Below are 23,391 nucleotides of genomic sequence, written 5' to 3' on the forward strand. Positions count from 1 at the left end.
CTTTGCCTGTTGTGCTATCTGCTTTAGGGGGTTTCGCTGTTGTGCGTATGCCCGCCGTTGTTTGCCATAAACCGCCGTTGTTGGTGTTTTCACCAACAACCACTTTGGGTTTGCGAAATGTAATTGCCCATACTTTTTCTGCTGCGAATAGATGAGTGAGAATGCAGGGCGTTGCTTCGTTGCTGCTGCCTTAGTTGTTGGTGAAAACACCAACAACGGCGGGATAAACAAAGAGAGGCTATCACATATTATGATAGCCTCTGCATTAATTGAAATATCTAGTTAACACCGTAGCTAAAGGCTGCTCAGCAAGAGCACTCCAGAGAAGATCAAAAGCCTTTTCTGCCATTTTCAGTACCAACCAAGTTCCTGCTGCATAAAGAGTGGACAGAATAGGATGACTCTTTACTAGCTGTAGACTAATTCCATGGACTCTAATTGGATGTGCTGCAACCTTTAACTTTCTATTTGCAGCAGCATTCAAGAAGTTAGCTATAATCCTTACCTTACTTAAGGTAGAGAAATAAAGCTCTTGAAACTTTTGCTCATCAAAAGCTTCTGCTTCTTGTTTACCAGTTAGAGACTCACCCAGTGCATATCTATTTCTCTTGGCAAGGTTTAGCAACTTACCGTTTGGTAAGTTGTTCTCAAATTTCGATGAATAGATTTGTCTCAGAACATCTGATAAATCATACTTGTTTTTATCAGGTATAGATATTGGTGTACCTCCAAGTATTTCATATCTAAGACAAACGGCTTCAAACCCATACTTTGAGTTAAGCATTTTCCAGTGAACCCACTTATAGTTCCTGTGGCTCCTTAGATAGGAAAAATAAGTGTCTAGCATATGTTTCTCAGCCTGATCATACTCCACCTCACTTAGGCTGAGAAAATCAAGTTTTAAAAGCTGTGCTGACAAATGGATGGAGAAAGACTTTGCTTGCTCCGAACCTAACTTTAGAATAGATATAGAAGTGATTCTGGGTGTTCTTCCTCTAGGGTTTAAGAAGGATTCACAGGAGTAGTGTACTATTAGTACCCTACTCCTGTTTTCCAATATTTTGTTAAGTTGGTTTAATCCTTCTTCCCTTTCGTGGGACCTCTTCACTCTTAACTATAAGAGGTTTACGATCCGCAAGCTTCGCAAGCGTCTGGGTTGTCTAGCGAGCAAGCCATGTCGCTGCGGTTCTGGTCTTGTTGGTTATACACCGGCGAAAGGGTTTCGGCGGCTTGTTTCTCAACGGTAAACTTAATCGCGTCTACCGCAGACTTGGTGCGCAGGTAGTACATACCTGTTTTCAGGCCGCGCTTCCAGGCGTGGAAGTGCATTGAGGTCAGTTTGCCGAAGTTCACGTTCTGCACGTGCAGGTTCAGCGACTGGCTCTGGCAGATAAAGGCACCACGGTCGGCACTCATATCGATCACGGCACGCTGGCTAATCTCCCACACAGTTTTGTACAGGTCCTTGATGTGCTGCGGGATGTTTGGGATGTCCTGCACAGAACCGTTGGCCGCGATGATGTCGTTCTTCATCTTATCGTTCCAGATACCCAGCGCGATCAGGTCACGCAGCAGGTGCTTGTTCACCACCATAAACTCGCCAGATAGTACGCGGCGCAGGTAAATGTTGGAAGTATAAGGCTCAAACGACTCGTTGTTGCCCAGGATTTGCGCTGTAGAGGCAGTAGGCATAGGCGCTACCAGCAGCGAGTTACGCACACCGTGCTTCACCACGTCCTGGCGCAGGCTTTCCCAATCCCAACGGCCGCTTTCCGGCGTTACGCCCCACAGGTCGAACTGGAACTTGCCTTCTGAAAGTGGAGAACCTTTGAACGTCTCGTAGGCGCCCTGCTTCTTGGCCAGGTCCTTAGAGGCCGTCATGGCCGCAAAGTAAATGGTCTCGAAGATATCCTTGTTCAAGCCTTTTGCCTCTTCGCTCTCGAAAGGCATGCGCAGGTGAATGAACGTATCCGCCAGGCCCTGCACGCCCAACCCGATCGGGCGGTGGCGCAGGTTAGAGTTCTGTGCCTCCGGTACTGGGTAATAGTTGATATCGATCACCTTGTTCAGGTTAACCGTGGCATGGTAGGTTACATCAAACAGCTTCTGGTGGTCGAAGGTCTTGTTGCCGTGCTCATCCTCTTTCACGAAGCGAGGCAGCGCCAACGAGGCCAGGTTACACACGGCTATCTCGTCTTTGCTGGTGTACTCCATAATCTCGGTGCACAGGTTCGAGCTCTTGATAGTGCCTAGGTTCTGCTGGTTAGACTTGCGGTTGGCGTGGTCTTTATACAGCATGTACGGTGTGCCCGTCTCGATCTGCGACTCCAGGATGTGGAACCACAGGTCCTGCGCTTTCACGGTTTTGCGGGCGCGGCCCTCGCGCTCATACTTCTCGTAGAGGCGCTCAAAATCCTTGCCCCAGCTGTCGCCCAGGCCAGGTGCCTCGTTCGGGCAGAACAGGCTCCAGTCGCCGTTCTCCTCCACGCGCTTCATAAACAGGTCTGGTGTCCAAAGGGCGTAGAACAGGTCGCGGGCGCGGTTCTCTTCCTTGCCGTGGTTCTTCTTCAGCTCCAGGAAGTCGAAAATGTCGGCGTGCCACGGCTCCAGGTAAATCGCGAAGGCGCCTTTGCGCTTGCCGCCGCCTTGGTCCACATAGCGGGCCGTGTCGTTAAACACCTTCAGCATTGGGATGATACCGTTGGAGGTGCCGTTGGTGCCTTTGATGTAAGAGCCCGTAGCACGCACGTTGTGGATGCTCAGGCCGATGCCGCCGGCGCTCTGCGAGATCTGCGCGCACTGCTTCAGGGTATCGTAGATGCCCGGAATGCTGTCGTCCTGCATGGTGAGCAGGAAGCACGAAGAAAGCTGCGGCTTCGGTGTGCCGGCGTTAAATAATGTTGGGGTGGCGTGCGTAAACCATTTCTCAGACATGAGATTATAAGTCTCGATGGCAGATTCGATGTCCTCCTTATGGATACCCACGGCCACACGCATCAACATATGCTGCGGGCGCTCCACGATCTTGCCATCCAGGCGAAGCAGGTAAGAGCGCTCCAGTGTCTTGTAACCGAAGTAGTCGTAGTTGTAATCGCGGTCGTAGATGATGGTGGAGTCGAGCAGGGCCGCGTGCTTGCGGATGATCTCGTACACATCCTTGGCAACGAGCGAGGCGTTCTCACCCGTTTTCGGGTCTGTATAAGTATACAGGCGCTTCATGGTGTTGGAGAACGACTTGCTCGTAACCTTGTGCAGGTTAGAGATCGCCACACGTGCCGCCAGCACGGCATAGTCCGGGTGCTTGGTGGTGAGCGACGCGGCCGTCTCGGCAGCCAGGTTATCCAGCTCCACGGTGGTCACGCCGTCGTAAATGCCGTCGATCACCTTTTTGGCCACCTCAATCGGCGACACATAGTCCATGTGCAACCCATAGCACAGCTTCTCGATGCGTGCGGTAATCTTGTCGAATTTGACGGACTCGCGTCTGCCGTCTCGTTTAACTACTAACATAGCGTATACAATTAGCGGGTGTCAAAGGCCCGGGTGGTTAATAAAATATATCGGTGTATTAAAATCCGCTGCCGCTGCAGCAGGTGGTTGTTCTTTAAATCAGATGTACCATCGGCTATACGTCTATATAGGTATAAGCCGTTGAAGTACAAACAATTGTGCTTTAAGCCAAATGCTTTTGCTATATAGTAGGGCTAGGATACCCTATCCAGGTGGCGGTGCTGCCACCCATGCCTCCGGTTGCGGTGCTGCGGTCGCCTCTGCTGCTTCTACTGCCGTCCGGTAATATGGTAAAGAGTAAGTTCAGGTGGGGAAAGAAGAAGTGCTTTCTCCCTCTGGCCACCTAAACTTACAAAGGTTTCTCTAATCTTAAAAGTCTTCGTCCAGGCTGAACACGTTTTTATCTTTGTCGCCCAGCACGCCGGCTTTCTGGTACTCGCCTACGCGCTTCTCAAAGAAGTTGGTCTTGCCCTGCAGCGAGATCATCTCCATAAAGTCAAATGGGTTGGTGGAGCCATAGATCTTCTTATAGCCCAGCTCACCCAGCAGGCGGTCGGCCACAAACTCAATGTACTGGCTCATCAGCTTGGAGTTCATCCCGATCAGGTCCACCGGCAGGGCATCGGTCACGAACTCCTGCTCAATGCTCACCGCATCGCGGATAATGGCGTGCACGCGCTCCTCCGATAGTTTGTTCTGCAGCATAGAGTACAGCAGGCAGGCAAAGTCACAGTGCAGGCCTTCGTCGCGGCTGATCAACTCGTTAGAGAAGGTCAGTCCTGGCATTAACCCGCGCTTCTTCAGCCAGAAGATAGAGCAGAAAGAACCGGAGAAGAAAATACCCTCCACGGCCGCAAAAGCGATCAGACGCTCGGTGAAGTTCTCGCTCTCGATCCACTTCAGAGCCCATTCGCCCTTGCGCTTCACGGCCGGCACATTCTCCAGCGCGTTAAACAGGAAGTCTTTTTCGCTCTGCTTCTTTACATAAGTATCTATAAGGAGCGAGTATGTCTCGGCGTGGATGTTCTCCATCATGATCTGGAAGCCATAGAAGCAGCGCGCCTCCGGTATCTGTACCTCGTTCATGAAGTTCACGGCCAGGTTCTCGTTCACAATGCCGTCGGAGGCAGCGAAGAAGGCCAGCACATGGCTGATGAAGTGGCGCTCACCGTCGTTGAGGTTCTCCCAGTCCTTCAGGTCCTGGCCCAGGTCAATCTCCTCGGCGGTCCAGAAGCTGGCTTCGGCTTTCTTATACATCTGCCACACCTCGTCATGCTGTATCGGGAACAGTACAAAGCGGTTTGGGTTCTCTTGCAGTATTGGCTCCATAATCTTTAAATAAGCGTTTTATTGGTTGAAGGGGTAAGCTGAGTAGCTTAGAAAACACCCCATTTAAATTTTAGTTTGGATGAATAGGATGGCGTTCACCCGGCATTATCCTGACTTCAAATATATAGAAATGAACTTGATTTGCGGGTCGAAAGTTGTTCAATTTATGCACATCCTCCTACGGTGCTACCAAGGCCGATTTTAAGTATAACTAACATGGTTATCCACATTTGTGTTAACATATATATTACATAATAGATATTAATAAAGCCATAAGACAAGGAGGTTAGGTACAAAACACCTGCGGTTTTGCCGTGGCAACTGTGTAAGTTGGGTGTACAGACTGTGAAACGGGTGCTTGCTGTTGCTTATATAAGTGTAACAGGCGGCTAACTTTATAAAACATAGAGGGTGGTGTGGAAAAGTGGCGGGGAAGGGTTCTGTGTTAACTATCTGTTGCAAAACTGGTTATGCGAATATTGAAAACTATAAGTAAGCCTATATGTGGATATGCACATACTTTTCCACAGCCTGTATAAGTAAAGTATACTAGCTGAACAATTTGTTATACAAGCCGTTGCAAATATCAAATGGATGCCGTATTTTTGCGGACTAAATCTTTAAACATACATTGAAGCTGATGTACGCAATTGTAGAAATCGCAGGTCAACAGACCAAGGTAGAGAGCGGTAAGTTCATCTACGCTAACAAGCTTTCCGGCAATGAGGGTGACGCCGTTGAGTTCGCCAATGTTCTTCTAACTGATGACAACGGTACAATCACCGTTGGCGCTCCTTTCGTGGATGGTATCAAAATAACTGGTAAGATCCTGGGTGAGGCGAAGGCCGACAAAGTATTTGTTTTCAAGAAGAAGAGAAGAAAAGGGTATAAGAAGTCTCGCGGTCACCGCCAGCAGTATACCAAAGTTCTTATCGAAAGCATTGGTTAAGCAGTAAGAAGAAATTAATCGTAGAACCTTTTGGGCTTAGCTTGCTAACCCAACTAAATAGTAAAAGAAAATGGCACACAAAAAAGGCGTTGGTAGTTCCAATAACGGCCGCGAATCGCATTCTAAACGACTGGGTGTTAAGATTTACGGTGGCCAGGACATTATTGCAGGTAACATCATTGTAAGACAAAGAGGTACTGCACACCACCCAGACAAAAACGTAGGTATGGGCAAAGACCACACCCTGTTTGCGCTGGTTGACGGCACGGTACAGTTCAGAAAAGGTAAGAAGAACCGTTCTTACGTTTCTGTGCTTCCTAAAGTAGAGGCAGAGGCTTAGTCAAGAGCCAAGCAGATACATAGAAGAGGGATGCCATACCGGTATCCCTTTTTTATTGCTGCCTGTTGCAACAAGTAAGCAAGGCCCGCGTATAATAAAGCAAAGAGGTTATAGTTAATAAATTAAACCTCTACTAGAAAAGGGATGCATTTGCATCCCTTTTCGCTTTTATAGCAGATCTTAAAAGACCTAAGCACCCGCAGGCGCAACAAATGTTTACTTTCTGCGGATATAGCTTTATATTTGCAAACTCTTATCAAGAAAGACTGAGGGATAGGGCCCGATGACGTCTTAGCAACCATGTATAAAGCTTGGTGCTAACTCCCTCCTGGTGGTGCTTTGCCAGGGAAGATAAGATTGCCCCTGCCTTACCTCAGGTGTCCTTCTTGATAAGTTATGTGAGAGACTGACGAGAAGATAGACACCAGCCATGACCAAGAAACATCCGATTTATACTTTGCTGCAGGAGCGCGTGCTCGTGCTCGATGGCGCCATGGGCACCATGATCCAGCGTTACAAGTTGCAGGAAGCTGATTTCCGCGGCGAGCGCTTTCAGGACCACCCCTCCGACCTGAAGGGCAACAACGACCTGCTGTCCATCACGCGCCCGGATATCATCAAGGCGATCCATACCGAGTATCTGGAGGCCGGGGCCGATATCATCGAGACCAACACCTTCAGCGGGACCAGTATTGCCATGGCGGACTATCGCTTGGAGCATATTGTGTATGAGCTTAACTATGAGTCGGCGAAAATAGCACGGGAAGCGGCGGATGAGGTAGAGGCAAAGAACCCTGCCCATAAACGCTTTGTAGCCGGTGCCATCGGCCCGACTAACCGCACCGCCTCCCTCTCCCCGGACGTGAACAACCCCGGCTACCGCGCTATTACCTTCGATCAACTGGTAGAGGCATACCATGAGCAGGTACGCGGCCTGGTGGATGGCGGCGCCGACCTGCTGCTGGTGGAGACGGTGTTTGACACCCTGAACTGCAAGGCGGCCTTGTTCGCCATCCAGGAGTTTGTGAACAACGGCGGCAAAGAACTGCCGATCATGGTGTCCGGCACAATCACCGATGCCAGTGGCCGTACTTTGTCTGGCCAAACGGTAGAGGCTTTCTGGAACTCGATCTCGCATGCGCCTATACTTAGTGTAGGCTTTAACTGTGCCTTAGGCGCGCGTCAGCTTAAAACGCACATCCAGGAGCTGGCAAGGATAACAGACTGCTACATCAGCGCCTACCCGAACGCTGGTTTGCCAAACGCCTTTGGCGGCTACGACGAAACAGCCGAGCAGATGGGGGCCATTGTGGAGGAATACCTGAAGGAGGGACTGGTGAACATCCTGGGTGGCTGCTGTGGCACCACGCCTGTGCACACCAAGGTGATCGCAGACTTAGTGCAGAAGTATAAACCGCACACACCTACCCCGGTTGCCCCTCTCCCCCGCTACAGCGGCCTCGAGCCCCTGACTGTAACGCCAGAGAGCCTTTTTGTGAATATCGGCGAGCGCACTAACGTGACCGGCTCCAAGAAATTTGCCCGCCTGGTAGTGGATAACAAGTATGAGGAAGCCCTGTCGGTGGCCCGGCAGCAGGTAGAGGGCGGCGCCCAGATCATCGACGTGAACATGGACGAGGGCATGCTGGACTCTGAGCAGGCCATGGCAACTTTCCTCAACCTGATCGCCTCCGAACCGGACATCGCCAAGCTGCCGATCATGATCGACTCCTCCAAGTGGAGCGTGATCGAGGCCGGCCTGAAATGTGTGCAGGGGAAAAGCATCGTCAACTCTATCAGCCTGAAAGAAGGAGAGGAAGCCTTTAAGCACCTGGCCCGCAAGGTACGGCAATACGGTGCGGCGGTAGTGGTGATGGCGTTCGATGAAACAGGCCAGGCCGACACGCTGGAGCGCCGCCAGGAAATCTGCGAACGCTCTTACCGCATCTTGGTGGAGGAAGTAGGTTTCCCGCCGCAGGACATTATTTTCGACCCGAACATCCTGGCCATTGCCACCGGCATTGAAGAGCACAATAACTACGCGGTAGACTATATCGAGGTGGTGAAGTGGATCAAGGCTACCCTGCCGCATGCGCTGGTGAGCGGTGGTTTGAGCAATTTGTCGTTCTCCTTTAGAGGCAACGACCTGGTGCGCGAGGCCATGCACACGGTGTTCCTGTACCATGCCGTGAAAGCCGGTATGGACATGGGCATTGTGAACGCGGGCATGCTGGGCATCTATGAGGAGGTGCCACAGGAGCTGCGCAACCTGATCGAAGACGTGGTCTTTAACCGCCACCCGGAGGCTACGGAGAAACTGGTTGCCTATGCCGAAACGATCAAGGGCAAAGGCAAAACCGCCACAGCAGCCGATACTGCCTGGCGCGATGCTCCTGTGGAGGAGCGCCTGAAGCATGCGCTGGTGAAGGGCATCGTGGACCACATAGACGAAGACACGGAGGAGGCTCGCCAAAAAGCAGACAAGACACTGGATGTGATCGAGGGGCCGCTCATGGCCGGTATGTCGGTGGTGGGCGACCTGTTTGGCTCCGGAAAGATGTTTCTGCCGCAGGTAGTGAAAAGCGCGCGCGTGATGAAGAAGTCGGTGGCTTACCTGTTGCCGTTCATGGAGGCCGAGAAAGCGGGTTCTTCTACCAAGGCACAGGGTAAGATCCTGCTAGCCACCGTAAAAGGCGACGTACATGACATAGGCAAGAACATCGTGGGCGTGGTGCTGGCCTGTAACAACTATGAGGTGATAGACCTGGGGGTGATGGTGCAGCTGGATAAGATCCTGGCGGAAGCCGAAGCGCAGAAAGTGGATATCATTGGCCTGAGCGGTCTGATCACGCCATCACTGGACGAGATGGTGTACGTGGCGCAGGAGATGGAGCGAAGAGGCATGAAGATCCCGCTGCTGATCGGTGGCGCCACTACCTCCAGAGTGCACACGGCTGTGAAGATCGCGCCGCAATACAGCGGGCCGGTGGTGCATGTGCACGATGCCTCCCGAAGCGTAACGGTGGTGAGCAGCCTGCTCAGCAGCAGCCGCGACAGCTACGTTGCCGAAATCAAAGCAGAGTATGAGAAGCTGCGCGAAGACCATTTGGGCCGCACCAAAGACCGCGCCTTTGCCAGCATAGAAGAGGCCCGCGCCAACAAGTATAACGTAGAGTGGGCGGCCACCGAGGTAGCCAAGCCCAGCTTCCTGGGTAACAAGGTATTCACCAACTACCCGCTGCAGGAGATCGTGCCTTACATCGACTGGACACCGTTCTTCCATACCTGGGAGCTGAAGCGGCAATACCCGAAAATCCTGGACGACCCGGAATTAGGCACGGAGGCACGCAAGCTGTTTAACGATGCGCAGGCGATGCTACAGGAGATCGTGGACAACCAGTTGCTGGAGGCCCGCGCCGTGGTGGGCTTCTACCCTGCCAACGTGCAGGCCGACGACACCATTGAAGTATACACGGATGATTCACGTGGAAAGGTGCTGACTGAATTCCACACGCTGCGGCAGCAGGGCAAGAAGGGCGCAAACGTGCCAAACCTGGCTTTCTCTGACTTTGTGGCTCCGAAAGAGACAGGCGTGCCTGATTATATCGGGGGCTTTGTGGTGTCGGCTGGCTTTGGCATAGAGAAGCTGCTGGAGAAGTATGAGGCCGAGCACGACGACTATAAATCCATTATGGTGAAAGCACTGGCAGACAGGTTGGCCGAGGCCTTTGCCGAGCTGATGCACGAGAAGGTGCGCAAGGAGCTGTGGGGCTATGCACCGGACGAGCAACTGGACAACAATGGGTTGATCAAGGAGCAATACAAGGGCATTCGCCCGGCACCAGGCTACCCGGGCTGCCCCGACCACACCGAGAAGATCACGCTGTTTAACCTGCTGCATGCGGAGGAATCGGGCGTTATACTTACTGAGAACCTGGCCATGTATCCGGCAGCCTCGGTGAGCGGCCTGTACTTCTCGCACTCGGAGTCGCGCTACTTCGGCCTGGGCAAGATTGGCGAGGACCAGGTGGCCGACATCGCGCAGCGCAAAGGCATGGCCAAAGAAGAACTGGAGCGCTGGCTGTCGCCGAACCTGAACTATGAGCCAAAGCCGTTGGCACAGCAGGCGGCCGTGTAGAGAACCTCGTGCGCTGCCCCTTCCTGTTAACGGAAGCGGCTTATGCTTACCCCATGTTTCTGTCATCCTCAAGGCATCTTGTGTGAAGGGAGGTGAAGCAGAAGCTATAAAGTATAAGGCTGTACTTCCGCAGCGGCTGTTACTCCTTTGCTGAGAACGAGAGTCCGGAAATGTGAGCGTAGCGCTGAGGAGGTAGGGGTAGTTGGGTCCGGCAGCGTGAAACAGCCATTTAAAAATAGAGCAATTTAACCATCAACATACATTGAAAGTAACAGACCACTTCAAAAATGCAAACGGCAAAACGCTGTTCTCTTTTGAGATACTGCCACCGCTGAAAGGGGAAAACCTGCACACGCTCTACAGCCACATTGACCCGCTGATGGAGTTTCAGCCGCCATTCATTGACGTGACCTATCACCGCGAAGAGTATGTGTATAAACAACGGGAGAACGGGCTGCTGGAGAAGCGCACGACCCGCAAGCGCCCGGGGACAGTGGGGATCTGCGCGGCCATCCAAAACCACTATAAGGTGGACACGGTGCCGCACCTGATCTGCGGTGGCTTTAACAAAGAGGAGACGGAGAACGCCCTGATCGACCTGCACTTCCTTGGTATTGATAACGTGCTGGTGCTGCGCGGCGACTGCGTGAAGAGCGAGCAGCGCTTTGTGCCGGAGCCGGGTGGCCACAACTACGCCACCGAGCTGATAGAGCAGGTGGTGGACATGAACAAGGGCTGCTACCTGGATGAGGAGCAGGCGTATAACAGCGGCACTGATTTCTGTATCGGGGTGGCCGGTTACCCGGAGAAGCACTTTGAGGCCCCCAACATGAAGTCGGACCTGCGCTGGTTGAAGAAGAAAGTGGAGCTGGGCGCGGAATACATCGTCACGCAGATGTTTTTCGACAACCAGAAGTACTTCGACTTTGTGAATCGCTGCCGCGAAGAGGGCATCGACGTGCCGATTATCCCGGGCCTGAAGCCCATGACGACGAAGAGCCAGCTCACCCTGCTGCCCAGCCTGTTCCACCTGGAGGTGCCCTGCGAACTGGCAGATGCCATAGAAGCTTGCCCCGACAACAAAGCAGCTGCAGAGGTAGGCGTGGAGTGGGCCATTCAGCAGTCCAGGGAGCTGATGGCGTTTGGCGTACCTTGCCTGCACTACTACTCTATGGGCAAGTCAGGGTCGGTGCGGAAGGTGGCCGAGGCGCTGTTTTAGAATACGAACACCTTAAACAACTAAACTTTATCTACCTTAGGCTGGGGCTGCTGCCCCAGCCTTTCTTTTATACTTGCGCCGGCTTAAAAATCTCTGCGATCATGCAGCGCACACTGCCGCCCCCGCACTGCTCTATCAGGTGAACCGGGATGTGCAGCAGGTGATCATGGTGCTTTCTCAGTTTCCCCAGCTGCTCCTCCGCCAGCGAAGTAAAAGCGGCCTCCGACATCACCAGTATCCGTTCGCCCTGCCTGTTGCGCAGCTGCAGCATGTTGCCGGCAAAGTGGTGATGGGTCTGGTCGGCTGTCAGCTCGATGATCTCCTTGCCGGTGCTTTCCAGTTGCCGGCGTAGCCGTTCCCGGTCCTGCTCATCCACCACATCCATGCCAGCCACGGCAAACGTGTCGCCCACGCAAAGCATCACGTTGGTGTGGTAGATAGGCTCACCTGTGGGGCCATAGGCACGGAAAGTAACAGGTGTATACTTCAGCCTGTCGCAGAACGCCTGCAGCGGCTCCAGTTCGGTGCGGGGCGACACAGCGGCGTAGGCGATCCTGTTCGCCCTGTCCAGAATCATGCTGCCGGTGCCTTCCAGAAACTTCGGCTCAGGCGCGTCTTCATACTGCTCCAGCCGCACGTGCTCCCGGTAGCCGTACTGCCGCATCAGGAAATCAATCACCTCCTGGCGGCGCTCCCCGCGGCGGTTCACGGGGGCCATGGGGTAGGTTACCAAGCGCCCGCTCCGGTGCGTGGAAAACCAGTTGTTCGGAAAGACCGAGTCCGGGGTGCAGGAGTTCTCCACGTCCCGGACCACGTTTACCGCCACCCCGGCCTGCTGCAGCCGCTGTACCATCTGCCTGAATTCCTGGAGCGCCCTTGCCTGCACTTCTTCCGGTGTCATCCCCTCAGCCTCTCGTTGGAACTTGTTGGTTGTGGCGGCCTCCGGGTTGTAGCAGAAGTTCGTCGGCTCAACCATCAAAACAGTATCCGTGGTCTGCTCCATAGCGCTACTACAGTTGTTGTGCAAGTAATGGTGTTAAGCTGTAAAGCACGGGCTTGCTGGGGCTGGCATCCAGCTGCAGGCTGGCTATCTGCAGGTTCAGCAAGTATAGCCCGTCAGCAATATGGTTGGGGGCATAAATGAGTTCGGTAATGGTGGCGCCGCAGCGGGTGTTGTACGGGTACTGCCAGAACGCGTGGTGGCACAGCAGCTTTCCTTCGTCCAGCTCCCGGTCCACGGATGGCAGGTCTAGCAGCAGGTGCTGTATGCCCTGCTCGGCCAGGTACTGGCCAATGGTGTGCTCCAGGTAGGGTGGGTTGGTGCCGGAGTAGTGGCGGGTAAGCTTCTCCTCCGGGTTGGGCAGGGTGCGAAGTATAAGCGCCTCTGGCTTTATACTTGGCAGCTGCGCTTTCACATCCTCCAGCAGCACCACCTCGTCGCCGTTCTCCTGCTTTTGCGGCTGCACCGTTATCAGTTGGGCCACAAACAGAAAACGCTTCAGGCAGTTGTGGATGGTGGCGTTTCCGTCGGCGGAGATGTGGCCGTAGCACTCGGTGTGGGTGCCGTTGCCGTGGGGCGTGAGGTGCACGCGCTTGTAGTTGGTGCTGCCGCCCTCGGCCACGCTGCCCACAAAGTCCCCTACCCTGATCACGTCAAACTGGACCGGCTCAGCCCAGAAGCACTCCGGCTGCGGCTGGCGGTCGTGCAGGGGCATAGAAATGTCCAGCGGCTCTAGCGGACTGAACGCATAAACCTGGCTTTGGTAGGTGATGGTGGCTTCCATAGTATGATGGGCTTTTTAGCAAGTATAGCAGAAAAGTATAAACCGTGCCTAAAGATCAGGAACAGGGCCTTGGCACGAGTTGAGCCTAGAGACGTAGCCACCGCAGGGCAGCCTCATCGCTGGTGAAGTTCTGCACCTCAAAATCAATGTTGCCTAATGCCTCCGCCCTGGTGACAACCGCCTCAAAAGAAAGCTTGTTGAACAGGTTTTGGGGCAATACCCGCGCCAGCTTCTTTATGCCGATCTCAGACAGGGACTTGTAGTAGGTGGTTGACAGCCACTCCTTCGTTTCGGGCAGCAGCGAACCCATTTGCAGCGCGCTCAGCAGCAGTTTGTCAGCATCGTTTTCCTGGAGCAGCCGATTTATCTTTTGGGCCGTGAGAAGCATTTCCTCATGCTGCACCTGCCGTAGCCAAGTATTGGAGATCAGGCTATGCGCACGATCTATGGCAACCCTGCTGATGTCGTTCTGGAAGAGTGTTTCGAGTTGCTGCATCGTGGCATGGTACGGTTCATCCAAAGCTACGAATAAAATTGAATCTAAGCACCGATGTTGCCAGAGCCTCTACTCAGCAAGCAAATCCAACGTGATCTGGTCGGCGAGCAGCTTGCCTTTGTCTGTTAAGTACAGAACCTCGCCTGTTATACTTGCCAACTCTTTCTGCTGCAGCTCCTGCAGGTAGAGGGTGTGGGATGCCTGCACATCGTACTTGTACCTGTTACGCAGCAAGGCCAGGTCGCAGCCCCAGATGGTGCGCAGCGTGGTGAGCAGGTAATCGTTGGCCTGGTCGGCGGGGGTAAGTTCTTCTACCTCGGCAGGGATATTGCCCTCGGCGATGGCAGCCGTATACTTGCGGTTGTTGGCTACGTTGTACTGCCTGCTGTGGCCGTTAAAGGAGTGTGCGCTCGGCCCCACACCCAGGTAAGGCACGCCGCGCCAGTAGTTGCTGTTGTGCCGCGACTCATAGCCCGGCTGGCAGAAGTTGGAGATCTCATACTGCACAAAGCCATGCAGCCGCATCTGCTCCAGCAGTAGCTCGAACTGTTGCGCCGTAAAGTCATCCTCCGATGGCCTGAACTTGCCCTTTTTGCTCCAGCGGCCCAGCGCCGTATCGGGTTCTATCGTCAGGGCGTAGCAGGAAACGTGCTGCACGTTTAGCGAGAAGAGCATTTGCAGGTCCTGCAGCCAGGTGGCATGGCCCGGTGCCGGGATGCCGTAGATCAGGTCGACGGTGATGTTGTCGAAGCCGGCTGCCTGGGCATCACGCACGCACTGCAGGCTCTCGGTGGCGTTGTGGGCGCGGTTCATCAGCTGCAGGTGCGGCTCATGAAACGACTGCAGGCCGATGCTCAGGCGGTTAATGCCCGCCGCCCGCAGCTCCCGCAGCTTCTCCGGCTTCAGGTCATCGGGGTTGGCCTCCAGCGTAATTTCGGCATCCTCCGAAACTATAAACAGCTTTTTGATGGTTTGTAGCAGTAACTCCAGCTCCTGCTGCGTGAGCAGCGAGGGCGTGCCGCCGCCAAAGTAGATGGTGCGCACCGTTTGCCCCTGCAGGTAATCCTGGCGCAGCTCCAGCTCGCGGGCAATGGCCGCTATGGTGGCCGCCTTATGCCCCATGGAGGTGCTGAAGTGGAAGTCGCAGTAATGGCAGGCCTGCTTGCAGAAAGGGATATGGAGGTAAATGCCGGACACAGTTAAATTTTTAAATTGCTGAAAGGTTAAATTGCTGATGGTCTGTAAAATGTGCTTTCCTTAGATGTGCCAGGTATACTAGAACCCTTTACCTTTGCAGGTGTGATGTATAAACCGGACGCTGTTGTGCAACCATACATCCAGTAAACAATTTAACCCTTTAACAGTTCAACCGCACAAATGTACAAAATAGCTGCCTTCCTGTGTTGCCTGATGCTGTGCCTGGGGACCGTGCGTGCCCAGGTGGTGCAGCCGCAGGATACGGCAAAGCAGCAGCAGGCCAAGAAGCCAGAGCCGGAGAAGGCGGAAAAGCCTGCTCCGGCCAGCAAGGTACAGTTGTCGGTAAAGGCCCAGAACGCTGCGGGGGCGCAGGTGCTCAGGCGCTATAATTTCCGGGAGACCCTGCCTGACTCGGCCGAGGCCACAAAGGAGGTGCGGGCGCTGGTGTACCGGTTGCAGCAGGACGCCTTTTTGCTGGCCTCCGCCGATAGTTTATACTTTGGCGGCGACACGCTCCACGTGAAACTTCATGTGGGGCAGCCTTTTGCATGGGCGCAGTTGCGCAACGGCAACCTGAGCGAGGGCATTCTGGTGGAGGCGGGCTTCCGGGAGAAGTTTTATAATAATGTGCCTTTCAGGCCAGCCGAGTTCGTGAAGCTGCAGCAGCGCATCCTGGATTACGCGGAGCGCAACGGTTACCCTTTCGCCAACGTCTGGCTCGACTCGGTGCGTATAGACGGCAGCAAGATATCGGCCACCCTGATGGTGGAGAAGGCCTTTGTGGTGACGTACGATACGCTGGAGATCGTGGGCAAGACCAAAACGCAGCCCAAGTTCCTGATGCGCTACCTGCAGCTGCAGCCGGGGCAGCTCTACAACCAGGACCAGGTAAACGCCTCCGAGCGCATGCTCACCCAACTGCCTTACCTCAAGTCCACCAAGTCGCCACAGGTACGCTTCCTCAGCGACAAGGCCAAAGTATACTATTACCTGGAGGACCGGCAGGCGAACCAGATCGACGGCGTGGTGGGCTTCCTGCCGGACCCGAACCGGGAGAACAAGCTGCTGATCACCGGTGAGGCGAACCTGAACATCCGCAACATCCGGGGCTCCGGTAAACAGCTGGGGCTGCAGTGGCGGCGGGTAAGCGTAGGCTCGGTTATACTTAACGGCGAGTACCTGCACCCGAATTTCATGGGCAGCCCCTTTGAGGTAGGCACCAAGTTCAGCCTGCTCAAGCAGGACTCTACCTTCATCACGGTGCAGCCGCGCCTGCAGATAGGCTATTATACTTTGAAGTACGGCAAGTTCAGCGTGTTTACCGAGTGGCGCAACTCCCGCATACTTTCGGAGGTGAGCCCGCAGCGCCTACAGCAGCTCGACCTGGCCGATGCCCAGACCACGACCTACGGCCTGAACTACCTCTGGAACAACCTCGATGACTTTTACTTCCCGAGGCGCGGGCGGCTGCTGGAGTTCCAGTTTGCCGCCGGCACCAAAAAGCTGCTGCGCAGCGCCGACCTGGAGAAGGACTTCTACGACACGCTGGACATGAAAACATCGCAGCTGAGCCTGAGCCTGCGGCTGGAGAATTTCCTGCGGCTGGGCAAGAACAGCGCCCTGCTTACCAGGCTGCGCGGCGAGGCCCTGCTCAACGACCAGATCTTCCTCAACGACATGTACCGGCTGGGCGGCCTCTCCTCCCTCCGCGGCTTCGACGATTACTTCTTCTATGCCTCCAGCTACGCCGTGGGCACCCTGGAGTACCGCCTCTTTACCGCCGCCGACTCCTATGTCCTGCTCTTTTATGACCAGGGCTACTACCGCCGTGACCTGGAGCGCTTTTCTGCCGATGAGTATCCTTTTGGTTTGGGGGCGGGCATTAGCTTCAGCACGGCAGCCGGTATTTTCCAGTTGGTGTACTCTGTAGGCAAATCGGGGCAGCAGCCGCTGGCATTAAAACATTCCAAGATACACTTTGGGATAACCAGTAAATTTTAGCGAATGCCTAACTTTTTTAACGATTTTAGGTATACACACTTGCATGGTAAACATCTTTAGTATACTTTTGCATCATCATAACAGTGCGGGGTGGAGCAGTTGGTAGCTCGTTGGGCTCATAACCCAAAGGTCGCAAGTTCGAGTCTTGTCCCCGCTACCTCAGATTAAGATAATGGCTTGTAGGTGAATAACTTACAGGCCATTATTGCTTTTAAGGTGCCCAAAAAGGTGACCAACTTCCTTTTCAACTGTAGTCCGCTGCACTAAAGTTAAGCACGCGTGGCTTAAAATAAAAGCTTTTCATTTCTCCTGTCTGTCTGCTCCGCAGTAAAATATTTTGCTCCTGCTCGCATTTAGAACACCGCAAACTTCAGATTTAAACTAGCACTTGTCAGGTTTACATGAAGAATTACTCATGTGTGTGCAATCTGGATAAGCCATTATTGCTTCATTTTACTCCATGATTAAGGCTCAAACCCCATGTTGCTACGTTTTCTCAAATTTAAATTTAAAATATGGCGTAAAACCACGTGATATGTCCGCTTGGAGCCACGCCAAAAAAGTTGATTAAATATGTTATCCTCTTAAATACCCCTCAAAAATAAAACCCGCCCTACAATCAGTAGGACGGGTCTCATTGATGCCTTTACAGGCGATTTGAGCAGATGCTAAATGCTAACCTATTGGTTGCTTGTTTCTGCTTTAGTTTCTGCCTCTGTTTTGGCTTTAGCTTCCGCTTCTGCTTTAGCTTTGGCTTCGGCAGTTTGCTCTAGCTGCATTTCGTAGGCCTTAGGGTTGTAGCGCATCATGGCTCCAGTAGCTGCATCTATACCCCAACCCAGAATAGAAAATAGGTTCAGTACAGAAACTGCATTGAAGGTAGTCTCTGGCTGGAATGTTTTTGCTTCATAGCCTTCCTTTTTCAAGGTCACAGTTTGTCCTTCAAAGCCTTTCTTCAACTTAACTACGCTAGGTGTAACGCCTCTGTCAATGCCGTCTACTTGGATTTTGGCTCCAGCAGGATAGCTCGCAATGTTTACGGCTTGCTTAGAGCCAGTGAAAACTGTTGCGCAGCTTGACATGAAAAGAGTGGATGCAGCAAGAGATAAGAGTACAAATTTTTTCATAAAAGTTTGTTTGAATAACTGGAATATTTATGAATGCAATATTACATTTGAAATATTTAATAATCAATATGTATATATATTTAATGTTTACACCTCTTCCCTGCTACTTTACAAAGTTGATAAATATTGCGGTGAATGGTCCACCCTTATATTATGACATTTTCTAAACACACGTTTGGTTTATGTCAAATTACATCGTAAATTTGCTATGTTCTATTTAAGGTAGCTTTCCCATGAAGAAATACATAGCCTACTACCGCGTGTCAACCCAAAAGCAAGGTGTATCTGGTTTAGGCCTGGAGGCGCAGCGTGCCGCCGTCCTAGGCTTCATTTCAGGCGCTCCAGTGATAGCGGAGTACACGGAGGTAGAGAGCGGCAAGCAGAACAATAGAGAGCAGCTAACAGCCGCTATAGCCCACGCAAAGCAGGCAGGAGCCACGCTGGTAATTGCCAAGCTTGACCGCCTTTCCCGTAACGCTGGCTTCATTTTCAACCTGAAGGATTCAGGCGTAGATTTCGTATGCGCAGATATTCCAGAAGCCAATACCCTGACGATAGGCATTTTCGCAGTGATGGCGCAGCACGAAAGGGAAATGATTAGCAAGCGTACCAAGGAAGCGTTAGCTGCAAAGAAGCTTCGTGAACCAGACTGGCAGGCTGGCACACCCGCCAACCTGACGGCAGAAGCCACAAGGCGTAGCGTGCAGGTGCGTCAGCAAAACGCCCTGACAAACGAGAACAACGTGAAGGCCGCAGCGCTGGCGCAGTCCATGAAAAAGGAAGGATACACACTAACAGCCATCGCCACGGCACTGAACAAAAAAGGCTTTAAAACGCGAAGGGGCAAAATGTTCATAGCCAAATCCGTTCAGCGCCTACTTGAAAAGGACTTTGACCTAATAACCGTTTAGCCAATTTTAAATATAAAAACATGAAGAGATTTAGCGAGTTGGTGACCGAGAGTACACCGCAACTGGACATAGCGGCAAGGGCGTGGTGTGACGAGCAGGTAAAGCACTTGTCAGAAGCAAGTCGGTTAGAGTGGGCACAGGCACGATGGGCAAAGAACGACCTAAACCACCTAGATGGTTTAAGCCTGACCAACTACTTTCAGAAAAACGAACTGGATGGAGAGCACAGCTACAGCGAATTTCTGACCGCCGTAAACATTGCGTGCGCAGACTTCTACTACGCCAACGGCGGCGAAATGAGTGAAGAAATCAAGCGCTTTAGCCAGAAGATGGGTCATTAATTCCTCAAACCAACTTTAAATCTTAAAATTCATGGCAAAAAAAATCACACCCAAGGAAATTGATTTTTTCACCACGTACTACGTGGCGGCAAGAACGTGGCATGGATTGCTTTTTGGGCAATTGTCCTGTGGGAAAATGGGGGACTTTGGTGATGTGTCTAGAATAGTTTTTGCAAAGAACCCAGATGACGTGGACGAGCACACCTATGACAACATACTGGTTGTCTTTAAGACCGAAAAAGGGCTGCACAACTGGCGCTTGAAGCACTACCCAGAGACAATACCCGTTCCGAAGCCAGAGAAACCAAAGCTGGTGACCATAGGCAGTGGCCCGAATAAGTTGGTTATTTCCAGCATCCTTTAAATTGCCGCTCCAGCATGAAGTCTTTTACCGAACTAACGCCCTGCCAGAAATTTCTCCGTCAAAACCTAGCCCGCGTCATCGTCTACGGCGGCTTTATTGTGGCCTTGTACATTGGCATGAAAAAAATCGCAGACTTTCAGGGCGAGAAGCGGGAGCAGTATAATCGCATTGAGGATACAATGATGAACTACTACAGCGAAACAAAGGGGCAAATGGACACGGTAGGCATGGCTGATTACATGCAGGAGCGTCTTTCCCCTGACGATTACAAGGCATGGCAGCAGGAGGACAAATAAGCCCCTTTGCAGCTACTTTAAATACTCTCCTGTGATTTCTGTCGCCAACATTGAAAAAGTGCCTACAACGGCCTTAAACAGCCTAAAACAAGGTTTGTTCCAGCCGCTCTCATAGCTCCTTAACACCGCAGTTCTGCCTCTTTAGCCTGTCGTTGCCGCACCAGCTAAAAGCCCCCTTCCTTATATTGCTTTATTTGCATTTAGTTGCACGGTATGCCGACCCGCAGTTTAAGCTTTCGCAGGTTATTTAAATAGTTGACATAAAGCCACACGGATAGCTCTCTCCCCACCAATAATTTTGGCGCAAGTGCCTGTAACCGGCATTACAGGAGGCTATAGCAGATTAAAAATGCATTTTTATAGAGTAGAAGGCATTTAAGTATATATTTGAACTTTTGAATATAAAATGCTTCTTTTTTTGGAAAAAAAATAACAATATGAGAAACGTAACAGATACACATTTAACCTTTTCAGTTTTAATCTCTTTAGGTTCATCAAGTGGTTCAGGTTTCCTGTATAATTCAGGTAAGTATATTTATTTAGTGACTGCAAGACATGTTCTATATAATGATGAAAGAGATTTAAGGGAAAAAGAGATTGAGATAACTTGTCAGACTGTTAATTTAAATAGTGATGATGTAAATATGTACAGACTAAATCTAGATAAGTTAGAATCAACCTGTCATAGGAATAGAGATGTGGCTATTGTTAAATTTGCTGCTGTTAAGAAACCTTCAGAAGAAGGTAAAAACGGTAAGCTAAGACTCCTTTCAGGAGCCGAAAAAACTGTTGCTGCTCCAACAGGTCCAGTTGTTGCTTCAGAAATAAACATAGGTAAGTTTCATGAGGTTATGGTTTCCAATGATGTATATCTCTTCGGCTACCCTGTATCGATTGGGTTGCCAAGAAGTCCTCAATTTGACCCAAATAAGCCATTGTTAAGGAAAGGTGTTGTCGCTAACGTTCACTCTTCTGCTCAAACAATAATTTTAGATTGCCCTGCTTATGGTGGTAATAGCGGAGGCCCAGTAGTACAAATAATACATGAGCCTAAGAAAACAATGAAAATTATTGGAGTAGTTTCGCAGTACATACCATTCGTTCAACATTGGAGAAATGACAGAGATAAGCTCGTGCATACAGAACACTTAAATTCTGGCTACTCAGTTGCTACCTCTTTTAATCCAATTTTGGAGTTGATTGAAAGTGTAGAACTAGCTAAGGTTTAAGTAGTGTTTATAATTGTCTATAGACACATGTTTAACAGCGAGTTAACCAACGGAGAGGCAGCATAAGCTTTCATTACTTTTCTAGTATAGAAATGCAGAAGGAAAGGAAATTGAATTGATAGCGATAGAAGTAAGTTTACCTATCAGGAAAAGTAAGAAAACCTTCTGCATCAAAATTCAACCTTTATGCTTAGTCTGTGCCTTGCCTACGGCTGCACAATTGGTGGTACTACATGAAACCACCGCCTGAACACGCCTTTTGAAGCCGTAAGTTACAGCCGCAGAACAAGGCATTTAAAGCCGTTTTAAGCACCTCCTGACGCAGCCAATGAAGTACTTTAAGAGTGGCAACAGAGTGGCTTAAAACGGCTTATTTTGCTCTTAAACAGGCTGTATTTATACGCTGTTACAGCGGCAGTAATAGACGTACAGCCTACCCCTTCCTCGCTAATTTTAAATTTAAAATTCCCTACGCCGCTCGCGCCATTTTAGACTCCAGATTCTCAGGGCACAGCAGCTTCACCGTCAGGTTCGGCACAGCCCCGATGTATCTTTCAAACTCCTCCTCCATGACCCGCTTCAGGTAAAGCTCGTTTCCCTCCGTGGTCATAAGGCTGTCATGTATGGTAAACAGCGGCAGGTCTGGCCGCTCGGTTTTGACGCGCTCGCAAACCTTGCTCAAGATAACATAGGCTTCCACTGATTGCAGCAGGCAGGCCAGCAGCGCGTTGTTGCCTTCCTTTATTTTCTCAAACACTCGGTAAATGGTGGGGAAGCACGACCTGAACGTGTCCTTTGCCAACACGCGACTTTCTCTGGAGTTTCGCTCTTTAAGCGTTCGCGGCTCGGCCATGTCTTCCTCGTTTTTGGAGAAGAGGATGGTAAACACCACCTTTTTCATGTCGTCACGTTGTATGTTCTCCCTTCCTGTCCTGTTCCTGTACTCCTCTAACAGGTACTCATATACTCCCCCGCTAATGACAAGGTCTCTGTATCTCTCTAACTCTTCTCTGTCTATGTCTCCTACTAAATCTCGAAACATAACGAGGGAAGACGTGTTGTGTAGACGTTGGTAGGTATGGTGTGTGTACAGACCTTCCGTGTGTTGTTGTGTGAAGGACATAGGCACCTGTGTTATGGGTGTGTTGCAATAGGTCGTGTTATCAGTACTTGTTAACAGGACATTAGAAGATATAGAAAAATTTGTCTCGCAAACGCCTCCCTCCTTGCCCTCCCAAAACGCCCTGTTTAAAATCGCAAGGCTGAAGAACGGCTGGCTGTTCTTCACGTCTATTTCAACAAGCCTTTTCCCGTCATAGGTCAGGAAATTGCGAAACTCCCTTTTCAAGTTGCTTAACGAGGTATGCACCCTGCCCGCCTTCTCGTCCACTTTAAAGAAGTACACCTGCTCCGAAACGCGCACTGCTGCCTGAAGCGTGCTGAAGTACTTGTGTATAGCCTTCTCGCGGCGCGTCAGCTTAACCCTGTCAAGGTCTTGCTGGCTGCGCCTGGAACGGTTCACCTCCTTTATCCTTCCCTTTAGCCTGCTGTGGCTGTCGTCATACACCCTTACCTTGTCTTTCAGCATAGTCTTGTGCAGGTACTCCCTAACCGCTTCTATGTCAAGCTCCAGTTTCCCGCGCAGGTACCAGTCAAGGAGGTGTGCGTGTGGCTTGCACCTGTCATCCAGCAGGACTTTTGCAATGGCCTTTTCGTTGGCCTTTTTTACGCGGGCAGTGAAGCCCTTTAAAAGTTCTATCTCCCTAAAGCCGCCCCTGTAGTGGCTTGTAAGGCGGTATTTTCTGGACGTTTCCCCGACGATGTACTGGGCGTTTTCCTCAAACACGCCCGTTCTTGTTAAGTAGTTTAAATAAGTTTTATAGTTGTTGCCAATGGTATTCTTCAATGCCACTGAGTTGATTGGCACAAACCCGCCCCATGCCTGCAAGTCCTTGTTGTTGGCAGGAATGGAGACGATTAGGCTAACCACGTATAGGAGCTTGTCTTTCTTGAACTTGGTTATCTCTGTAGGAGGGTATGCGGCAGTGTGCTGGTCTACGTCAAAGTTTGACGGGATAAAGTAAATCATAATCTCTCCGCTCAATCAATCTGCCCACGTCCAACGTCTCTGGAATCGCACTGTCATCGTGTTAAATAATT

19 protein-coding genes, 1 tRNA gene and 1 riboswitch are annotated in these 23,391 nt (G+C 51.5%); of the genes, 11 read left to right on the forward strand and 9 right to left on the reverse strand.

What is annotated here, in order from left to right; all coding sequences use genetic code 11:
- Nucleotides 1-265: 265 nt before the first annotated feature.
- The 3 genes from PXG97_RS14500 to PXG97_RS14510 form a co-directional block, all read right to left on the reverse strand.
- On the reverse strand, nt 266-1,108 hold the full coding sequence (locus tag PXG97_RS14500) for a hypothetical protein (protein WP_276498492.1): 843 nt from the start codon (nt 1,106-1,108) through the stop codon (nt 266-268).
- Nucleotides 1,109-1,125: 17 nt separating this feature from the next.
- Nucleotides 1,126-3,510 carry a ribonucleoside-diphosphate reductase subunit alpha gene (locus PXG97_RS14505; RefSeq protein ID WP_276498493.1) on the reverse strand — a complete coding sequence of 795 codons (2,385 nt, stop codon included), beginning with the start codon at nt 3,508-3,510 and terminating at the stop codon, nt 1,126-1,128.
- A 369-nt stretch (nt 3,511-3,879) separates the two neighbouring features.
- Nucleotides 3,880-4,839: a ribonucleoside-diphosphate reductase small subunit gene (locus PXG97_RS14510; RefSeq protein WP_276498494.1), complete on the reverse strand. Its 960-nt coding sequence runs from the start codon at nt 4,837-4,839 to the stop codon at nt 3,880-3,882.
- A 640-nt stretch (nt 4,840-5,479) separates the two neighbouring features.
- Between PXG97_RS14510 and rplU the strand changes: the two genes are divergently transcribed.
- The 4 genes from rplU to metF all read left to right on the forward strand — a co-directional run bounded on the left by rplU (nt 5,480) and on the right by metF (nt 11,485).
- Entirely contained in the window at nt 5,480-5,788 is a 309-nt protein-coding gene (gene rplU, locus PXG97_RS14515) for a 50S ribosomal protein L21 (protein ID WP_276498495.1), read from the forward strand.
- Between the two features lie 70 nt (nt 5,789-5,858).
- Entirely contained in the window at nt 5,859-6,128 is a 270-nt protein-coding gene (rpmA, locus tag PXG97_RS14520) for a 50S ribosomal protein L27 (RefSeq protein ID WP_276498496.1), read from the forward strand.
- 250 nt (nt 6,129-6,378) lie between these two features.
- Nucleotides 6,379-6,486: riboswitch (SAM riboswitch) on the forward strand.
- A 72-nt stretch (nt 6,487-6,558) separates the two neighbouring features.
- Nucleotides 6,559-10,266 carry a methionine synthase gene (metH, locus tag PXG97_RS14525; RefSeq protein WP_276498497.1) on the forward strand — a complete coding sequence of 1,236 codons (3,708 nt, stop codon included), beginning with the start codon at nt 6,559-6,561 and terminating at the stop codon, nt 10,264-10,266.
- Nucleotides 10,267-10,528: 262 nt separating this feature from the next.
- A complete protein-coding gene (gene metF / locus PXG97_RS14530) occupies nt 10,529-11,485 on the forward strand; it encodes a methylenetetrahydrofolate reductase [NAD(P)H] (RefSeq protein ID WP_276498498.1) in 957 nt (318 codons plus the stop codon).
- 67 nt (nt 11,486-11,552) lie between these two features.
- On the opposite strand, the gene ctlX is transcribed toward metF, so the two are convergent.
- From ctlX to hemW, 4 genes are all read right to left on the reverse strand, one after another.
- Nucleotides 11,553-12,488, reverse strand: coding sequence for a citrulline utilization hydrolase CtlX (ctlX, locus tag PXG97_RS14535; RefSeq protein ID WP_276498499.1), 936 nt, complete (start codon nt 12,486-12,488; stop codon nt 11,553-11,555).
- Between the two features lie 7 nt (nt 12,489-12,495).
- A complete protein-coding gene (locus PXG97_RS14540) occupies nt 12,496-13,269 on the reverse strand; it encodes a cyclase family protein (RefSeq protein WP_276498500.1) in 774 nt (257 codons plus the stop codon).
- Between the two features lie 85 nt (nt 13,270-13,354).
- On the reverse strand, nt 13,355-13,789 hold the full coding sequence (locus PXG97_RS14545) for a hypothetical protein (protein WP_276498501.1): 435 nt from the start codon (nt 13,787-13,789) through the stop codon (nt 13,355-13,357).
- Nucleotides 13,790-13,834: 45 nt separating this feature from the next.
- On the reverse strand, nt 13,835-14,962 hold the full coding sequence (gene hemW / locus PXG97_RS14550) for a radical SAM family heme chaperone HemW (RefSeq protein ID WP_276498502.1): 1,128 nt from the start codon (nt 14,960-14,962) through the stop codon (nt 13,835-13,837).
- Nucleotides 14,963-15,142: 180 nt separating this feature from the next.
- Between hemW and PXG97_RS14555 the strand changes: the two genes are divergently transcribed.
- Both PXG97_RS14555 and PXG97_RS14560 read left to right on the forward strand, forming a co-directional pair.
- Nucleotides 15,143-16,963 (forward strand): BamA/OMP85 family outer membrane protein, encoded by a 1,821-nt coding sequence (locus PXG97_RS14555; RefSeq protein WP_276498503.1) that lies wholly within the window; start codon nt 15,143-15,145, stop codon nt 16,961-16,963.
- Between the two features lie 84 nt (nt 16,964-17,047).
- A tRNA-Met gene (locus PXG97_RS14560) sits at nt 17,048-17,120 on the forward strand.
- Between the two features lie 523 nt (nt 17,121-17,643).
- Here the strand turns inward: PXG97_RS14560 and PXG97_RS14565 are convergent.
- Nucleotides 17,644-18,090, reverse strand: coding sequence for a PEGA domain-containing protein (locus PXG97_RS14565; protein ID WP_276498504.1), 447 nt, complete (start codon nt 18,088-18,090; stop codon nt 17,644-17,646).
- A 233-nt stretch (nt 18,091-18,323) separates the two neighbouring features.
- Between PXG97_RS14565 and PXG97_RS14570 the strand changes: the two genes are divergently transcribed.
- The 5 genes from PXG97_RS14570 to PXG97_RS14590 all read left to right on the forward strand — a co-directional run bounded on the left by PXG97_RS14570 (nt 18,324) and on the right by PXG97_RS14590 (nt 21,231).
- Nucleotides 18,324-19,001 (forward strand): recombinase family protein, encoded by a 678-nt coding sequence (locus tag PXG97_RS14570; RefSeq protein WP_276498505.1) that lies wholly within the window; start codon nt 18,324-18,326, stop codon nt 18,999-19,001.
- A 20-nt stretch (nt 19,002-19,021) separates the two neighbouring features.
- The gene (locus tag PXG97_RS14575; RefSeq protein WP_276498506.1) at nt 19,022-19,342 is read left to right on the forward strand and encodes a hypothetical protein; all 321 of its coding nucleotides are present in this window, start codon (nt 19,022-19,024) and stop codon (nt 19,340-19,342) included.
- Nucleotides 19,343-19,373: 31 nt separating this feature from the next.
- Nucleotides 19,374-19,706 carry a hypothetical protein gene (locus PXG97_RS14580; protein WP_276498507.1) on the forward strand — a complete coding sequence of 111 codons (333 nt, stop codon included), beginning with the start codon at nt 19,374-19,376 and terminating at the stop codon, nt 19,704-19,706.
- 14 nt (nt 19,707-19,720) lie between these two features.
- Entirely contained in the window at nt 19,721-20,002 is a 282-nt protein-coding gene (locus PXG97_RS14585) for a hypothetical protein (RefSeq protein ID WP_276498508.1), read from the forward strand.
- A 437-nt stretch (nt 20,003-20,439) separates the two neighbouring features.
- Complete coding sequence (locus PXG97_RS14590) at nt 20,440-21,231, forward strand: S1 family peptidase (RefSeq protein WP_276498509.1); 792 nt, start codon at nt 20,440-20,442, stop codon at nt 21,229-21,231.
- A gap of 469 nt (nt 21,232-21,700) precedes the next feature.
- On the opposite strand, the gene PXG97_RS14595 is transcribed toward PXG97_RS14590, so the two are convergent.
- Nucleotides 21,701-23,320 (reverse strand): hypothetical protein, encoded by a 1,620-nt coding sequence (locus tag PXG97_RS14595; RefSeq protein WP_276498510.1) that lies wholly within the window; start codon nt 23,318-23,320, stop codon nt 21,701-21,703.
- Nucleotides 23,321-23,391: the final 71 nt, after the last annotated feature.

Origin of the sequence: Pontibacter litorisediminis (assembly GCF_029360645.1) — a bacterium.
GTDB lineage: Bacteria > Bacteroidota > Bacteroidia > Cytophagales > Hymenobacteraceae > Pontibacter > Pontibacter litorisediminis.

Excerpts from the sequence above, each read along its gene's own strand:
- PXG97_RS14505 (WP_276498493.1), bottom strand. The coding sequence starts at position 3,510 with ATGTTAGTAGTTAAACGAGACGGCAGACGCGAGTCCGTCAAATTCGAC.
- PXG97_RS14510 (WP_276498494.1), bottom strand. The coding sequence starts at position 4,839 with ATGGAGCCAATACTGCAAGAGAACCCAAACCGCTTTGTACTGTTCCCG.
- rplU (WP_276498495.1), top strand. The coding sequence starts at position 5,480 with ATGTACGCAATTGTAGAAATCGCAGGTCAACAGACCAAGGTAGAGAGC.
- rpmA (WP_276498496.1), top strand. The coding sequence starts at position 5,859 with ATGGCACACAAAAAAGGCGTTGGTAGTTCCAATAACGGCCGCGAATCG.
- metH (WP_276498497.1), top strand. The coding sequence starts at position 6,559 with ATGACCAAGAAACATCCGATTTATACTTTGCTGCAGGAGCGCGTGCTC.
- ctlX (WP_276498499.1), bottom strand. The coding sequence starts at position 12,488 with ATGGAGCAGACCACGGATACTGTTTTGATGGTTGAGCCGACGAACTTC.
- PXG97_RS14540 (WP_276498500.1), bottom strand. The coding sequence starts at position 13,269 with ATGGAAGCCACCATCACCTACCAAAGCCAGGTTTATGCGTTCAGTCCG.
- PXG97_RS14555 (WP_276498503.1), top strand. The coding sequence starts at position 15,143 with ATGTACAAAATAGCTGCCTTCCTGTGTTGCCTGATGCTGTGCCTGGGG.
- PXG97_RS14565 (WP_276498504.1), bottom strand. The coding sequence starts at position 18,090 with ATGAAAAAATTTGTACTCTTATCTCTTGCTGCATCCACTCTTTTCATG.
- PXG97_RS14570 (WP_276498505.1), top strand. The coding sequence starts at position 18,324 with ATGAAGAAATACATAGCCTACTACCGCGTGTCAACCCAAAAGCAAGGT.
- PXG97_RS14575 (WP_276498506.1), top strand. The coding sequence starts at position 19,022 with ATGAAGAGATTTAGCGAGTTGGTGACCGAGAGTACACCGCAACTGGAC.
- PXG97_RS14580 (WP_276498507.1), top strand. The coding sequence starts at position 19,374 with ATGGCAAAAAAAATCACACCCAAGGAAATTGATTTTTTCACCACGTAC.
- PXG97_RS14585 (WP_276498508.1), top strand. The coding sequence starts at position 19,721 with ATGAAGTCTTTTACCGAACTAACGCCCTGCCAGAAATTTCTCCGTCAA.
- PXG97_RS14590 (WP_276498509.1), top strand. The coding sequence starts at position 20,440 with ATGAGAAACGTAACAGATACACATTTAACCTTTTCAGTTTTAATCTCT.
- PXG97_RS14595 (WP_276498510.1), bottom strand. The coding sequence starts at position 23,320 with ATGATTTACTTTATCCCGTCAAACTTTGACGTAGACCAGCACACTGCC.